The organism is Kitasatospora viridis, assembly GCF_007829815.1.
In the GTDB taxonomy this organism is placed as follows: Bacteria; Actinomycetota; Actinomycetes; order Streptomycetales; family Streptomycetaceae; genus Kitasatospora; species Kitasatospora viridis.
The window spans coordinates 998,472-1,013,242 of record NZ_VIWT01000001.1; the positions used below are offsets into that span (position 1 = coordinate 998,472).

Sequence of the window (14,771 nt, forward strand, 5' to 3'; positions counted from 1 at the left end):
GGGTGCGGCGGCGGTCGCCGCACCCGTCGGGCGGTCGCACGCCCAGCGCTCAGCCGGCGGTCGCACGCCCAGCGCTCAGCCGACCCGGTCCAGGCGCACCGTGCAGGCCACGCTCACCGCTGACAGGACGGCGATCACGCCCGCGAAACAGCCCGCCGCCGTGAGCAGGCTGCTGCGGGTCACCAGCACCGCGACCCCGATCACCGGCAGGGTGAGCCCGAGGTAGGCGGCGAAGAAGTAGCCGGAGGCCGCCTCGCCCGCCTGCTGCTTCGAGGCTGCCGCGACCACCATGGCGAGCCCCGATTTGAAGGCCGCGCCGGCGCCGGAGCCGCCGACGAGCGCCCCGGTGAGGAAGAGCGGCAGCGAGTGCGCCGCCAGGGCCAGCACGAGCAGGGCCACCCCGACCGGGATGGCGACCATGCCCAGCACGGAACCCGTCGACGGGCGCAGCCGGACCACCAGGAGCTGCACCGCGCCCGCGGCCCCGAACGCGCTGAACACCACGGCGCCGACCAGCAGATGACTGCTGTCGTGCAGGCCGTCGGTGAGGAAGTCCCCGGTCAGCGCCGCCAGCAGGCCGAGCAGGGCGAAGGCGGCGAAGACGGCGACCGCGGCGGCCGTGAAGGGCCGGCGCGTCGAGGCCGGCACCCGCAGCCGCTGCGGCCTGATCCGCAGTCGGCGGTCGGCGACGGGCTCGGGCAGCCGGACCAGTAGCAGGCCGGGCAGTTGCAGGGTGATCAGGGCGAGGTAGGGGACGGCCGTGGGGTGCGGGAGGTACTGGACCAGGAAGCCGGAGAGCAGCGGCCCGACGCCCAGCCCCGCCATGTTGGTGACGGAGGCGATCAGCGCGGCCCGGGTCCGGTCGGGGTGCAGTTCGGCGAAGTAGGCGGTGGCGGCACCGGTGCAGAGGCCGACCGACACCCCGGAGAGCAGCCGCCCTGCCAGCAGGCCCGGCAGGACCGGGAAGAGGGCGAAGACGGTGCTGCTGGCGACCGAGACCGCGCAGGCCGTGCCCAGGGTGATCCGGCGCCCGGCGTAGTCCGACACCCCGCCGAAGAGCAGCAGGGCGAGGAGGATCCCGGCGGCGTAGGCGGCGAAGACGACGGAGATCGCGGGTGGCGCCAGGTGCAGGCGGTGCGCGTAGATCGCGTAGATCGGGGTGGGCGCCGTGCCGCCGAGCATGACGGCGAACAGCACGTAGGTGACGACGGTCAGCGCCCCCCGCGCCGGCCGCGCGGGGGACGCGGCAGCGGCGGGAGCCGAGGTCATGGCCGAGCGCACTGGCGCTCCTCACTGGTCGGCACGGTCAGGGCGGCTCGGCGGATCTTCCCGGACGGGGTCCGGGGCAGCCGGTCGACGAACTCGACGGAGCGCACGGCCAGTTCGCCGCTGACGCGGGCCGCCACGTGGGCGAGCAGCTCCTGCGCGCCGGTGTCGCACCCCGGCCGGACCTCCACCACGCCGTGCGGCACCTGCCCGAGTCGCGGGTGCGGCACGGGCACGACGGCGGCGTCCCGGACCGCGGGGTGCGTGCGAAGCACGGCCTCCAACTCGTAAGGGGAGACCAGGTGGCCGCCGGTCTTGAAGACGTCGTCGGCCCGGCCGAGGACCCGCAGGTAGCCGTCCGCGTCGGCCTCGCCGATGTCGCCGGTGCGGTAGCGGCGGGAGCCTCCCGCGGTCCGGACCAGCACCTCGCGGCCGTCGTAACCGGCCAGCATCCCGGCCGGGTCACCGGCCAGGTCGACCTCGATGTGGCCGTCGGTGACCCGCAGGTCCCAGCCCGGCAGCGGCTTGCCCAACCAGCCGGGCCTGTGGACCATGCCGGGCGTGGTGCCCGCGAGGGCGGTGGTCTCGGTCTGGCCGTAGCCCTCACGGACCGTCACCCCCCAGGCGGCCTCGACGGCGGCCGCGACCGGCGCGGGCAGCGGCTCACCGGCGGTGGTGGCCTCGCGCAGCTTCGGCGCGGCCGTCCCCAAGTGGCCCACCAGGGCGGCCCACACGGACGGCGGGGCGCACAGCGTGCTGATGTTCCGCCGCTCCAGGACGCCGCCGAGCGCCTCGGGCGCGGCCTGCGCGTCGGACAGCGCGACCACCGTCGCCTCGGCGGTGAAGGGGACGAACAGGCTGGACCAGGAGTGCTTGGCCCACCCGGGCGCGGAGACGTTGACGTGCCGGTCGCCGGGGAGCAGGCCGTTGAAGTACAGCGACGACAGGTGGCCGATCGGGTACGACGCGTGCGTGTGGACGACGAGCTTGGGCGCCGAGGTGGTGCCCGAGGTGAAGTAGGCCATCGCGGGATCGGTGCTCCGGGTCGCCGCGGTGGGCAGGTAGCGCCGGTCGGCGGTGCGGGAGTCGGCGTACGCCGCCCAGCCGGGCACCGGCGCACCGACCACGACCCGGGTCGCGAGCGGGAGCCCGGCGAAGAGCGGCGTCAGCTCGCTGCGGCAGACCACGTGCCGCACCCTTCCCCGCGCCACGCGGTCGGCCGCCTCGCTCGCGGTCAGCGAGGTGTAGACCGGGATGACCACCGCGCCGGTCTTCAGACCGGCGAGGAGCGTCGTCCACAGCTCGGTCTGCTGGCCGAGGCAGACCAGCACCCGTTCGCCCCGGGCCACGCCCGAGGCGGTGAGCCAGTTGGCCACCTGGTCGGACTCCTCGGCGAGACGGCGGTACGAGACGGCGTCGACGCCGCCGTCCGGGGTGCTCACCTCCAGCGCGGTCCGGTCGTTCGCCTCGGCGACGACGTCGAACCATTCGAGCGCCCAGTTGAACTCGGCCGGACGCGGCCAGGCGAAGGCCGCGCGGGCCGCGGCCAGGTCGGTGCGCAGGTCCAGCAGCACCTGCCGCTGCACGGCGAAGGCGGCGTGCGCGGCGGTGCGGCGCAGCCGGTGGTGTGCGCCGTTTCCGGCGGTCATCGTGCTCCTTGCAGAAGAAGGAGGGCGCCGGCGACCCGGGGACGGGAAGCACCGGCGTCCGGGGCGGTGGCTGCCGGCCCGGTGAGGGCGTCGGCGGCGATGGCGTCGGCGTCCTTGGTGAACTCGGTCCACGGCCCGGGGCGGGTGGAGCCGACCTGCATGAACCAGCGCTGGCCCTCGGTGGGGATGCCCAGCACGTACAGGCCGGTGTCCGGCGTCCCGTCCGCCCCCACCGGGTGGTGGGTGGCGGCCGTGACCCGGATGCCCCCGGTGCGCAGGGGCCGCCGGCCGTGGGTGTTGGCCCACTCCGTCACCACCCCGCCGCTCGCCAGCTGCCGGCTGAGCGGTGCGCGGTCCCTGGCCAGGTCGGCTTCGGGCACCCGGGCGTCGATCAGCAGGTCACAGTGGCGCAGCGACTCCGACACCTGGTCCGAGGCGATGGTGAAGGAGCCGGTCGCCGGGTCGGTGTCGAACCGCGCGGCGGGTCCGACGACGTCCAGGACGCCCGCCTCGATGAGCGCCCGCGTCTGCCGCAGGCGCACGATCGGCGGGCCCGCGGCGAGGAACGAGCTCATCGGCACGAACCGGGTGAGGAACTCCTCGTGCGAGGCCGCGGTCAGTCCACCGTGGTCCACCGCCCGCCGGATGGTGCCCCGGACATCCCGCAGCACGTCCAGCGCGGCCTTCAACGGGCCTGAGTGGTTGCCGAGTTCGGCCTGGGCCACGTCGTCCTCCAGCAGCTTCACCAGCGCCGGGGTGAACTCCTCGGGACCGGCGAAGCGCCGGCCCGCGAAGGGGCGGGCCAGCGCGGCGACGTCCAGCGCGGGCGGGTGCGCGCCCAGCCGCTGCGCCTCGGCGCGGGCGAGCTCCGCCGCCGGTGCGCCCGTGCGCTCGACCTGCCGGACGACCCGGTCGGTGAAGGCGCGTTCCGCCGCGGTGCCGCAGAGCAGGCGGACCGCGGTGGCGTGGTAGACCAGCTGCATCTCGGCGTCCAGCCAGGGCCAGACCTCGGACCTGAAGTCCAGCGGGCCCGACTCGCGCAGCGCGGCGATCCGGGGCGCGGTGAACAGGCGTGCGGTGTAACGCCATTGGGGGCTCTTCTGATTGCGGCCCCGGGCCGGCATCGGCACACCCGACCGCGATCCGGCGATCAGCCGGGGCTCCCGCCCCGACGGCAGGTACGTCAGGCTGCCCCGCCCGTCCTCCTCGAAGCGGCCGCCCCGACCGGTGGTCAGCGCCGCCGCGACGTCGTAGAAGGAGAGGCCCATGCCCAGCACGGCGACGCTGCGGTCGGGAGCGATCCCGGCCAGCGGCATGTCGGCCGCGCTGTCGCCCCGCACGTAGCGGGTCCACGGCCGGCCGGTCGCGAAGGCGTCGAGGGCGGCCTGGTGCCCGGACAGCTCCGGCACGGGGTGGCCGGTGCTGAGCACCACCCGGTCGGCGGTCAGCCGCCGGCCGTCGTCGAACACCAACTCGTAGCAGTCGCCGAGCCGTTCGATGGACACCACCTCACCGACGACGCGCTGCAGCTGCGCGGCCGGGGGCAGCGAGGACTCGATCGCGTCCAGGAAGGACTGGAGGTACCGGCCGTAGAGCGCGCGGGAGGCGTAGCCGCCCGGGCCGGGGTAGTCGGGCTCCTCCTCGGCCCACCACTCGGCCAGGGTCGGGCCGGCGCCCGCCCGGGCCCGGCCGCCCTGCGCGGGGCCGGAGTACATCGTCACCTCGCCGCAGGCGGTGTTCATCAGGAAGCACTCGTCCTGCGTGGTGCGCCACACCCGCCCGGAACCCACCTGGACCTTGTCGACGAGGCTGATCGACACCTCCTGCCGGGGCGGGTGCTGGGCGAGCCGGGCGGCCAGCCGTTCGGCCACCGCGAGCCCGCGGGGACCGGAGCCGACGATGGCGATCCGGTACGGCCGGGGAGCGTCCGGCCCGGGGGAACGGAGCAGGGCCCCGAGGGCGGCGTTGTCGTACCGGTCGGCGGTGCGGTTCAGCAGGTTCAGCAACTCGGCGGAGGTCACCGGTGCCGCCTGCGCGGCGGACCGGCCGAGCGGCAGCGCTCCGGTGCGGCCCCAGACCAGCCGCCCGTCCTCCCGGATCGTGCCCTGGGCGGCGCCGGCGTTGTCGCGGTGGAGGCAGAACGGGACGTCGAGCAGGCCGGCGGCGAACGCCCTGCGCAGGGCGGTGCCGACGTCCGGGGAGAGCTCCAGCACCGCCTCGATCAGCGACCGCGCCTCCCCGTGGACCGCGGTGTGGTCGACCTGGTGGGCCCAGGGCAGGCGGCACCGCTCGCCGTGCGCCGCCGCCGCGGCGCCGGCCGCCCGCTCCAGGGCCGCGACGTTCTCCGCCACGGTGGGGATGCGGTGGGCCTCGGCGGCGGTCTTGACGATCAGCCGGTGGGCGCCGCCGCGCACCGCGATCCGCGCCGAGTCCTCCAGCAGCAGGCGTGCGCCGCCCTCGGTGCGCGGGTGGACGCCCATGTAGGTGTAGAGCACCAGGTGCCGGTCCACGGCCGGCGGCAGGTGGTCAGCGGCCAGGTCGCGCAGGGCCGCCAGGGCCTCGATGTCCTGGACGGCGTTGGTCTGCTGGGCGTACGACAGCGAGATCGAGGTGAGCCCGTTCTGCACGAAGAACATGGCTTCGAGCAGGCTCAGGGCGATCAGCAGCGAGGGCGGGCAGAGCTGGCCGAGCATGCAGCCGCCGAAGGTCTCCAGATGGGCCCGGGCGCCCAGCGCCGCCGCGCCGGCCACCAGTTCCCGGGACGCGTCCGCCCAGGCCGGGACCGACTCGGTGAGGGGAAGCCGCGAGTACGGCAGGCAGTAGGAGACGGGGCCGCCCTCGGAGGCGGCCAGTCCGGCGCCGATCATCGCGCGGAAGACGTGGCCGGGCCTGGCCGAGCCGTGCCGCACCTGCACCGGGACGGAGCCGGCGGCGGCGGCCACCCGAGCGGTGAGCGGGGCGGGCAGGTTGACGATGGGGAAGCCGTTGAGGGGCTCGCCCGCGCTGAGGGCCGCCTGCGCACCCGCGATGTCCTCGACCCGGGTGTAGGAGTCGATGGTCATGGTGGCGAGGGTGCGGGCCCGGGCGGCGGCGACGGCCCCCAGTCCGGCGGCCATGGCCTCGGGGTGGGACATGCCCATCCGCGGCTGCACGACGAGCTCCCCGGCGCGGGCCGCCCGCATCACGTAGTCGTGCAGGTCGGGGTGGCCGGCCGGGGCCGCCGGCCGGTGGGTCCGGGTGCCGGGGCGGTTCATGCGGCCACCCCGGCGGGGGCCGCCCGGTCCAGCGCGAGGCGGAGCGCGCGGGCGGGCTCGGCGACCTCGCCGAGCACCGCGTCGAAACCGGCGGCGCTCAACTCCGCCGCCAGTTCGGCGTTCCCGGTGCCGTGGATGCCGAGCTTGCCGCCGATGACCGCCAGGACCCCGGCGACCCCGGGGTCCCGGTCCGCGCGCAGCGCGCGGACCAGGCGTGCGCCGTCCAGGTGCCCGTGCCCGTTCACGGAGGAGATCACCACCGCGAACGGCCTGATCTCGCGGACCGCTTCGATGACCTCGGAATCGGGCACGCACGGCCCGAGGTTGGTCACCTGGTACCCGCTCTCCTCAAGCAGCAGCTGGAGGAAGACGAGGTTCCAGGTGTGCGAGTCCGACGACACGGTCGACAGGACGATGCGTCTCCTGGGTGTCGCTAAGCCGGCCAAGGCAGTGCTCCGTTTCGTCATCAGGACTGCTGGGGTGGTGGGATGAGGCGCAGGGCGGCGGTCAGCGCCAGGAGGCAGCCGGCGACTCCGACGGCCATGGCCGCGGTCGTCCCGGTCGCCAGGTGGCCCGAGACGATGGCACCGAGGAGGGCGACACCGACGACACCGCCGGTCTGCCGGGCGGTGTTGAGGGCGCTGGAGCCCATGTGCCGGTGCTCGTCAGGGGCGAAGGACATGACCGCGAGCGTCTGCGCCGGGGCCGACAGGCCCATGCCGAGGGAGAACAGCACGAACCCGATGGCGACCAGCCAGTAGGGGGCGCTGGCCGGGGAGATGCCGAGGACCGCCAGGCCCAGGCCGGAGGTGCTCATGCCGTAGGCCAGGCAGCGCCGGGCCCCGAAGGCGTTCATGGCGCGTGCGCTGACCAGCGTCGAGGCCGCGGTGGCGGCGAGCGTCAGCGGCAGGAAGGCCACGCCGGTCCGGAACGCGGAGTAGTGCCGCAGGTCCTGGAAGTCGAAGGTGAAGACGATCAGCATCCCGTAGAGCGTGAGGTTGTAGACCGCGCCGCAGAACAGCCCGGCCTGCACCGGCCGGGCCGCCAGGATGGACGGCGGCAGCAGCACCTCGCGTCCGCGGCGCGCCCCCAGGTGCTGGGCGAGGACGAAGACGACGAGCACCACCGTGCCGCCGGCCAGCGGGCCGAACACGGTGGGCGAGGACCAGCTGTGCAGGCTCGACGTGACGCACCCCCACACCAAGCCGGTGAGGGCGGTGACGGCGAGGAGCTGGCTCCACAGGTCGAACGAGACCGACTGCCGCGGCGAGTCCTCGACGTGGTGGACGATCAGCCACGCCGCGACGGCGGCGATCGGCAGGTTGATCAGGAAGATGCTGCGCCAGCCGAGGCTCTCCACCAGCAGGCCGCCGAGGAGCGGCCCGGCGGCGAAGCCGACGCTGCCCATACTGACCCAGGCCGCCACCGCCTTGGTCCGGGCGACCGTCTCGGTGTAGGTGCGGGTGATCAGGGTGAGCGGGGCGGGGGCGATCAGGGCGGCGCCCAGCCCCTGGACCGCGCGGGCCGCGATGAGCAGGGTGGCGTCGGGCGCCGCGCTGCACAGGATCGAGCCCAGGCTGAAGACGGCGAGCCCGAGCAGGTAGCCGGACCGGGCGCCGATCCGGTCCCCGAGCCGCCCGGCGGAGAGCAGCAGCGAGGCCAGCACCAGGGCGTAGGCGTCGACGACCCACAGCCCGGTGGCCGCGTCGGCGTGGAGTTCGAGCCGGATCGTCGGCACCGCCACGTTGACGACGCTCGCCTCCGTGATGATCAGACCGGTGCCCAGGCACATCCCGGCGAGGCCGAGGCCGCGCCGCCGGGCGGGCCGGGGTGCCGCGGTGCCGGTCCCGCTCGGCGTGCCGGTGGGAAGCGTCGCCTTCATGCCCCCACCTCCACGGCGGCGAGCAGCTCCGTCGCGCCGGCGAGCAGGTCGCCCGCGATGGCGTCGGCGTCGGCGAGGTACTCGCCCCAGGGGCCGGGGCGGCTGCTGCCGACCTGGGTGAGCCAGCGGACGTGCTCGGTGGGGATCCCCAGCGCGTAGAGCGACGGCACCGGCCGCCCCGGCCCGTCGACGGGGTGGAACGGCGACGGGGTGACGGTCAGGCCGCCGGTCTCGAACCGCTCCGCCCCGTCGGCGTTGACGTGGTCGGTGACGACCGCCTCCCGCCGCAGCTGGCGGATGAGCGGGGAGGTGTCCCGGCGGATGTCCGGGGCAGGGATCCGCGCGTCGACCAGCGCGTCCATCGGCACGGGCGGCTCTGCGACCCGGGGCGAGCCAGCGGTGAACCGGCCCAGGCCCTCGTCCGCCGCGAACCGCGCTTCAGGGCCTATGAGTTGGAGGACCCCGGCGTCCATCAGCGCCAGCAGCTGGCGCGCCCGGGCGATCGGCGGTCCGGCGAACAGGTGGTGGCCGATCGGGGCGAACGAGCCGAGGAAGTCCTCCCGGTGGGAGCGGGGCGTCAGCCCGGAGAAGTCCACGGCGGCCCGGATCGATCCCCGCACGTCGCGCAGCGCCTCGATCGCCGCCTTGAGCGGGTTGCGGACGTTGCCCTGCTCCGCGTCGGCGATGTCGCGGCGGAGCAGCTCGGTGACCGCCCGCTGGTAGTCGGCCCGGTCCGGGAACTCCCGCCCGGTGAACGGCTTGGCCAGCCCGCGCAGGTCGAGCGGGGCCGGGTCGGCGCACCCGAACCCGGCCGCCTGCCGGGCCACCACGCGCTCGGGAGCGTCCCCGGTGCCAGCGGTCGGCGCGAGGGCGTGCACCGCCCGCACGGCCCGCTCCGTGAAGAGCCCGGCAGCCTGCGGCCCCGTACGCTCCCGGATCTCGGTGGCGTAGTAGACCAGGGTGAGTTCGGCCGACAGCCAGGGCAGCACCTGGCGCGCGAAGTCGAGCCGGCCGTGGGCCCGTAACCGCTCGACCCGCTCCCGGGTGAAGATCCTGGCCCGGTGGCTGTGGCCGGTGGGCCGCTCGTCCCGCGGCCGGGGCGGCAGCGTGGCACCGCTGCGCGAGCCCGCCACCAGCCGGGGCTCGCGGCCGCTCGGCAGGTAGCGTAGTGACGCACCGTCAGGGCCGGTGACGAAGCGGCCGCCGCGCCCCTCGGTCAGCAGGCTCACGACGTCGAAGAAGGTCAGCCCGAGGCCGATGACGCCCACGGTGCTGCCGGCGGCCAGGTCGTCGAGCGGCATGTCGGCCGCCGAGTCGCCGCGCACGTAGGCGAGGCCCCGGCCGGTCGCGGCGAAGGCCGCGAACTCCCGGTCGGCCGCGGTGGGTTCGAGCTCGGGGTGGCCGGTGCTGAGCACCACCCGGTCGGCTTCGAGGGTGCGGCCGCCGGCCAGCGACAGCAGCCACCCGGAGCCGGGGTCCGGGCGGTCCATCCGCAGCACGGTGTCGCGCACCCGGTGCAGGCGGGCGCCGGCCGGCAGGTCGTCCTCGATGGCGTCGAGGACGAACCGCAGGTAGCGCCCGAAGACCGCGCGGGGCGGGTAGCTCCCGGGCTGCGCCGAGGCGTTGCCGGGCTCCTGCACCGCCCACCACTCGAAGAGTGAGGGGCCGGCGCCGGGCCGGGCCGGGCCGTCGTCGCGCGGGCCGGAGAACATGGTGACGTCGGCGGCCATGGAGTTCATCAGCAACTGCTCGGGCTGGGCGGGCCGCCAGATCCGGCCGCAGCCGGGCTCCGCGCTGTCGATGGCGTACAGCTCGACGGCCCGCCCGGCCCGCCGGCCGGCGAGCCGGGCGGCGACGCGTTCGAGCACGGCCAGGCCCCGCGGGCCGGTGCCCACCACGGCCACCCGATACGGGGATTGATGGTCCGTCATGACCGGAGGGTCCGGTCGCCGCCGGCGGCGCGGGCGCGCTCGCGCACGGTCTGCGCGAGCCGCTCGGCGACCTGCGGCCACTCCTCGTCGATGACGGAGAAGACCACGGTGTTCCGCCAGGAGCCGTCCCGCCGCCGGGCGTGCTTGCGCAGCACCCCCTCGCGCTGGGCGCCGGTCCGCAAGACGGCGCGCTGCGAGCGCGAGTTGAGGTCGTCCACGTACAGCTGGACCCGCACCGCACCGAGCGTGTCGAAGGCGTGCCGGAACAGCAGCAGCTTCGCCTCGGCGTTGATCGGCCCGCCCTGGACGGCCTCCGAGAGCCAGGTGTAACCGATGGTCAGCTGGCGCCTGACCTCGTCCACCTGGTAGATCGAGGTGGTGCCCACCGCGGTGCCGGTGGCCCGGTCGATCTGCAGGAGCACGTTGCGGCCGGGGCTGCGCACCGCCGCCGCAACGTTCTCGGGGGACGGCGGCTCCGACTCCGGACCGTAGGGGAAGTACTCCAGGATCCCGAGGCCGTCGTGGGCCTTGGCGAGTGCCTGCCAGTCGTCTTCCGCGAGCGGGCGCAGCATGACGAACTCGCCTTGCAGGGTGGGGATCTCTTGCCAACGGCTCATGCCAGTGAACTCCTCGGTGCGATGTGGTGCGGGTGCTGCGGATGGTGCGGGTGCTGCGGGTGCTGCGGGTCGAGGGTCTCCGCCCTCAGGTCCGCGGCCACGACCTTCGCGTTGCGGGTGGCCTGGTAGAGCGAGGACGAGTAGAGCAGCGAGCCCCGGGTGGCGTAGCCGATCACGTAGATGCGGGAGCGGGTCCCGCCCTCACTGACCAGCCGTCCGGTGGCGCGCTGCGTCCGGATGCCACCATAGGCGTCCAACTGCGCTCCGGCGGTGGCGGCGAGGCCGAGTTCGAACTCGACCTGGCCGGCGCTGGTGGCCCGGCCGGTCGCGTCGACCAGGAGGTCGAAGCGTTCGGTGCCGTGCTCGCCGACGACGACCGGCCCGCTGTCGGCCGTCCCGAGGGTGCCGCGGATGATCCGGACGCGACCGCTCCGGTAGCCGTCGGTGATCAGCCGCGCGGTGCTGTGCGGCACCGGCGCGGTGATCGCCTGCAGGTGGCGGAAGTAGCGGTCGTGGAAGAGCTTGCGGTCGCCGTCGTCGAAGGCGTACCAGTACGCGGGCAGGTCGCGGTTGGCCAGGGAGATGCAGAGGTTCTGGATCGCACGGTGCTCGGCGGGGATCTCGGGGTAGCGGACGAAGCCCGTGATGCCCAGCCGCAACCGGTCCAGGTAGCTGCGGAGTTCGCCGTGGCCGATGCCGTGCGCCCGCAGCTCGTCGAAGAGTTGGGCGCGCAGGGCGGCCATGGTGAGCCGGCCGGCGGGCGAGACCTCGGGGGTGGTGAGCGGGAGGTCGACCGGGTAGTCGGCGCGGACGTCGGGCAGGAAGCCCGACCGGGAGAGCAGGGTGATGCGGGCGTCGAGGCCGGCCTCTAGCAGCGCGGTCACGGTGTCCATCGCGGTGAGGCCGAGACCGACGATGCCGATGTCCCGGGCGCCGCGCGCGCGTTCCACCAGGGTGGCGAGCGGGTACGGGGCGGCGATCCCGTCCCGGTCGGCGCCCGCGCGGTCCTGGCGCCCGTGGCCGGTGCAGGTGATGACGTGGTCGTACGACTCCCAGCCGTTGTCGGCGGTGTGGAGCTGGACCGCGTCGGGCGTCTCCCGCACGGTGTCCACGTAGGAGCGCACGAGGCGCAGCGGCGCGCCGTCGGCCGCCCAGGCCCGCGCGGCCTCCTCGAACCGCTCCGCCAGGTAACCGCCGAACAGCGCCCGGCTGTAGTACTCGCCGTCCAGCACCGCGGCCGACACCAGGCCGCGGGTGCGCAGCCAGGTGACGAAGTCGTCCTGGTCGTCGTAGCTGACCGACATGCACCGGGCCTGCCGGTTGACCAGCGCGCTCGTCAGGTCCTCCCGGTACACGCCGCCGGGCCCGAACCGGGGCGCGCCGTCGATCACGTGCACCTCGGGCAGCTCCGGCCGGAGCGCCCGGTGCAGTTCGTGGAGCACCGACGTGGCGGCCGCTCCCGCGCCGATGACGGCGATTCTCATCGCTGATCCTCCGCTGGCAGTAGGTGGGCCGCCCTCCGGGCCGGGACCGGTCCGGAGGGCGGGTGGGGTGGGGATGTTCAGAGCAGGAGGTGGCTCTCGACCGCGTCCGCCATCCGCGCGAGCTCCGCGGCCTCCGCCGCGGACAGCCGCCCGCTGTCGATCGCGTCCCGGGCCCGGGTGAGCCGGTTGAGGACGTCGCGGACGGTGAAGCGCTCCGGCGCGGCGAGGCGTTCCAGGGCGGCGGCGAAGGCGCGCCCCGCGGGGGTGGTGGCCACGGGGAACTCGGTCCGGCCCACCGCCCAGTCCCGCTGGTCCGCCTCGTCCGCCTCGTCCGGCGGCACGAAGTCCCGTTCGCCGTACTCCGGGCAGGAGCGGGCCAGCGCGGACCGGGCGGACCGCACCGGCACGGAGGTGCCGAAGTCGGCCGCCCAGACGGCGTTGTTGCGGCTGGAGGAGATCTTCCGGCCGCCGAGCCGCAGGAACCGGTTGGTCTTCAGCGCCACCGGCACCGCACCCGGAAGCCCGAACACGACGGCCAGCAGCGGCAGGACCGCGGCGTAGTAGTAGGTGTTGTCGGTGCCGAAGTAGTAGGTCAGCCGCAGGTCCTCGCGGCTGCGGACGACCTGCCTGACGTCGTCCAGAGTGCAGCTCTGCGGTAGGCCCAGGATCTGGCCCAGCGCGTACATGTGGGCGAAGAAGATCTCGATCCACGGATTGACGACCCGGTCCTGGCCGACCGGGAAGCCGTACTCGCTGCGGAGGGTCAACGTCAGGTCGTGCGGCCGCAGTCCGTCGACGAGCTCGTCGATGAAGACGTCGTCGCGGGTGATCGACCGGTGCAGCCGGCGCAGCTCCCGCAGGTCCTCGGCGCCGATCGAGAGGACCGTCGGCACCCCGCTCGGCAGCTGCTTGAACTCGCCGCTGCCGGAGGGCTCGGCCCGCGGCGCGAGGAGTTCCGGCAGGGTGAGCGGACGGCCGCAGTTCTCGCAGACGTTGGCGGCGGCCTGCTGGAGGCAGTCCGGGCAGAGCCCGGACACGAACGCCTCCACCGCCGACCGGCCCTCGGCGGTTACCCACTCGTCCTTCGCCACGGCCCGCGGGTCGCCGAGCAGTTCCTCGACGCAGCCGCGCAGGTACGCCACGTAGGGCGCCGCGGTGTTGTCGATGCGGGAACCGAACTCCATGTCCAGGGCGGCGTAGTCGCGTTCGATGGCCGCGATCATGTCGAGGCGGAACTCCTCGACGTCGCGCTGCTTCTCGTCCGCCTTGCGCTTGACGTAGGTCTGGTAGTTGTCGATGTGGGAGGCGTGGACGGCCTGCGCACCGAACATCCGCAGCAGCCGGGTGTTGAGGTCGGCACGCAGGTACGGACCGGCCACGTGACCGACGTGCAGGCCGCCGTTGGGCGTGGGCGGCGGGGTGATGATGACGTGGACCACGGAATCGCTCCCCTACTTCTCCGGCTCGCTCCACCAGAAGCTGAAGAAGCGGATCGGCTCGTCGCCGGCGTTCGAGACCTGGTGGACCTGGTCGCCCTCGATCACGATCACGTCCCCCTCGGACATCTCCTGGACGGTGTCCTCGACCCGGACCCGGGCCTTGCCGTTGATCAGGAACAGCAGCTCCGTCACCGGGTGCTGGTGCTCCTGCACCGACTCGCCGGGCTGGATGTAGGAGACGGCGGAACCCAGCTTGGTGTTGGCCGGCCCGGTCTTGGCCAGGAGCTCGGTGAACCGGCGGATCCGGACGCCGTACTCGGGCTTGTAGCTGTCCTCGGTCTGCGGCTCGTAGGTGTATCGCACGATGGACCTTCCGATCGTCTGGGAGGGGTGGGTGGTGGGGGTGGATCGCGGGATCAGGGGAGCTGGAAGGGGAGTTCCAAGCCGTCGAGGACGGTGGCGCAGTGGCAGTTCCGCTCCGCCGGCAGCTCCTCGACGGTGCGGAGCACGAGGTCGCGCATGCGCTCGGTGTTCTGCCGGAACACCTGGAAGACCGATTCCTGGTCGACGCTCTCATCGGCGTCGATCCCCGCGTCGAGGTCGGTCACCAGCGCCAACGACGTGTAGCACAGGGCGAGTTCGCGGGCGAGGACGGCCTCCGGGAAGCCCGTCATGTTCACCAGCGACCAGCCGGCCGCCGCGAACCACCGGGACTCCGCGCGGGTGGAGAACCGCGGCCCCTCGACGACCACCATGGTGCCGCCGTCGCGCACCGCGCTGCCGGTCTCGCCCGCCGCCTTGAGCACGGCGCCGCGGCCCTCGACGCAGTAGGGGTCCGCGAAGCTCACATGGACCGCGCCGGTGTCGTAGAAGGTCTGCACCCGCCCGCTGGTGCGGTCGACCAGTTGGTCGGGCACGACGATCGTGCCCGGCGTGAGCTCCCTGCGCAGCGACCCGACCGCGCAGGGGGCGAGGATCTGCCGCACGCCGAGCGAGCGCAGCGCCCAGAGGTTGGCCCGGTAGTTGATCTTGTGCGGCGGGAGTTCGTGGTGGCTGCCGTGCCGGGGGATGAAGGCGGTGCGGCGCCCGGCGACGACACCGACGGACACCGCGTCGGACGGGGCGCCGTAGGGCGTCTCCACCTCGACCCGCTGGACCTCGGTGAGCAGCTCGTAGAACCCGCTGCCGCCGATGACTCCGATCTCGGCCGTGTTCCCTGCTTCGGTCATTGCTGTCCGCCCCTGTCGGT

Annotated in this window: 11 protein-coding genes; all 11 read right to left on the reverse strand. The window is 74.3% G+C overall.

The genetic code is table 11. The annotated features are described in order from the left end of the window. Positions 1-75 precede the first annotated feature (75 nt). A complete protein-coding gene (locus FHX73_RS04575) occupies positions 76-1,281 on the reverse strand; it encodes an MFS transporter (RefSeq protein ID WP_145903417.1) in 1,206 nt (401 codons plus the stop codon). Next, positions 1,266-2,915 (reverse strand): AMP-binding protein, encoded by a 1,650-nt coding sequence (locus FHX73_RS04580; RefSeq protein WP_145903419.1) that lies wholly within the window; start codon positions 2,913-2,915, stop codon positions 1,266-1,268. Before FHX73_RS04580 ends, FHX73_RS04575 begins: the two co-directional genes overlap by 16 nt. After that, positions 2,912-6,169, reverse strand: coding sequence for an FAD/NAD(P)-binding protein (locus tag FHX73_RS04585; protein ID WP_170304845.1), 3,258 nt, complete (start codon positions 6,167-6,169; stop codon positions 2,912-2,914). Before FHX73_RS04585 ends, FHX73_RS04580 begins: the two co-directional genes overlap by 4 nt. Continuing rightward, positions 6,166-6,570: a cobalamin B12-binding domain-containing protein gene (locus tag FHX73_RS04590; RefSeq protein ID WP_425461359.1), complete on the reverse strand. Its 405-nt coding sequence runs from the start codon at positions 6,568-6,570 to the stop codon at positions 6,166-6,168. The genes FHX73_RS04585 and FHX73_RS04590 overlap by 4 nt, the downstream gene beginning before the upstream one ends. A gap of 65 nt (positions 6,571-6,635) precedes the next feature. Then, the gene (locus tag FHX73_RS04595) at positions 6,636-8,051 is read right to left on the reverse strand and encodes an MFS transporter (protein WP_145903423.1); all 1,416 of its coding nucleotides are present in this window, start codon (positions 8,049-8,051) and stop codon (positions 6,636-6,638) included. Next, entirely contained in the window at positions 8,048-9,982 is a 1,935-nt protein-coding gene (locus FHX73_RS04600; RefSeq protein WP_145903425.1) for an FAD/NAD(P)-binding protein, read from the reverse strand. The genes FHX73_RS04595 and FHX73_RS04600 overlap by 4 nt, the downstream gene beginning before the upstream one ends. After that, positions 9,979-10,599, reverse strand: coding sequence for a GNAT family N-acetyltransferase (locus FHX73_RS04605; RefSeq protein WP_145903427.1), 621 nt, complete (start codon positions 10,597-10,599; stop codon positions 9,979-9,981). The genes FHX73_RS04600 and FHX73_RS04605 overlap by 4 nt, the downstream gene beginning before the upstream one ends. After that, positions 10,596-12,083, reverse strand: a complete 1,488-nt coding sequence (locus FHX73_RS04610) for an FAD/NAD(P)-binding protein (protein ID WP_145903429.1) — start codon at positions 12,081-12,083, stop codon at positions 10,596-10,598. Before FHX73_RS04610 ends, FHX73_RS04605 begins: the two co-directional genes overlap by 4 nt. Before the next feature lie 77 nt (positions 12,084-12,160). Continuing rightward, positions 12,161-13,522, reverse strand: a complete 1,362-nt coding sequence (locus tag FHX73_RS04615; RefSeq protein WP_145903431.1) for a class I tRNA ligase family protein — start codon at positions 13,520-13,522, stop codon at positions 12,161-12,163. A gap of 12 nt (positions 13,523-13,534) precedes the next feature. Further along, on the reverse strand, positions 13,535-13,885 hold the full coding sequence (locus FHX73_RS04620) for a cupin domain-containing protein (protein ID WP_170304846.1): 351 nt from the start codon (positions 13,883-13,885) through the stop codon (positions 13,535-13,537). Between the two features lie 53 nt (positions 13,886-13,938). After that, the gene (locus tag FHX73_RS04625) at positions 13,939-14,751 is read right to left on the reverse strand and encodes an S-methyl-5'-thioadenosine phosphorylase (RefSeq protein WP_145903435.1); all 813 of its coding nucleotides are present in this window, start codon (positions 14,749-14,751) and stop codon (positions 13,939-13,941) included. Positions 14,752-14,771: the final 20 nt, after the last annotated feature.

Excerpts from the sequence above, each read along its gene's own strand:
- FHX73_RS04600 (WP_145903425.1), bottom strand. The coding sequence starts at position 9,982 with ATGACGGACCATCAATCCCCGTATCGGGTGGCCGTGGTGGGCACCGGC.
- FHX73_RS04610 (WP_145903429.1), bottom strand. The coding sequence starts at position 12,083 with ATGAGAATCGCCGTCATCGGCGCGGGAGCGGCCGCCACGTCGGTGCTC.
- FHX73_RS04605 (WP_145903427.1), bottom strand. The coding sequence starts at position 10,599 with ATGAGCCGTTGGCAAGAGATCCCCACCCTGCAAGGCGAGTTCGTCATG.
- FHX73_RS04585 (WP_170304845.1), bottom strand. The coding sequence starts at position 6,169 with ATGAACCGCCCCGGCACCCGGACCCACCGGCCGGCGGCCCCGGCCGGC.
- FHX73_RS04580 (WP_145903419.1), bottom strand. The coding sequence starts at position 2,915 with ATGACCGCCGGAAACGGCGCACACCACCGGCTGCGCCGCACCGCCGCG.
- FHX73_RS04625 (WP_145903435.1), bottom strand. The coding sequence starts at position 14,751 with ATGACCGAAGCAGGGAACACGGCCGAGATCGGAGTCATCGGCGGCAGC.
- FHX73_RS04595 (WP_145903423.1), bottom strand. The coding sequence starts at position 8,051 with ATGAAGGCGACGCTTCCCACCGGCACGCCGAGCGGGACCGGCACCGCG.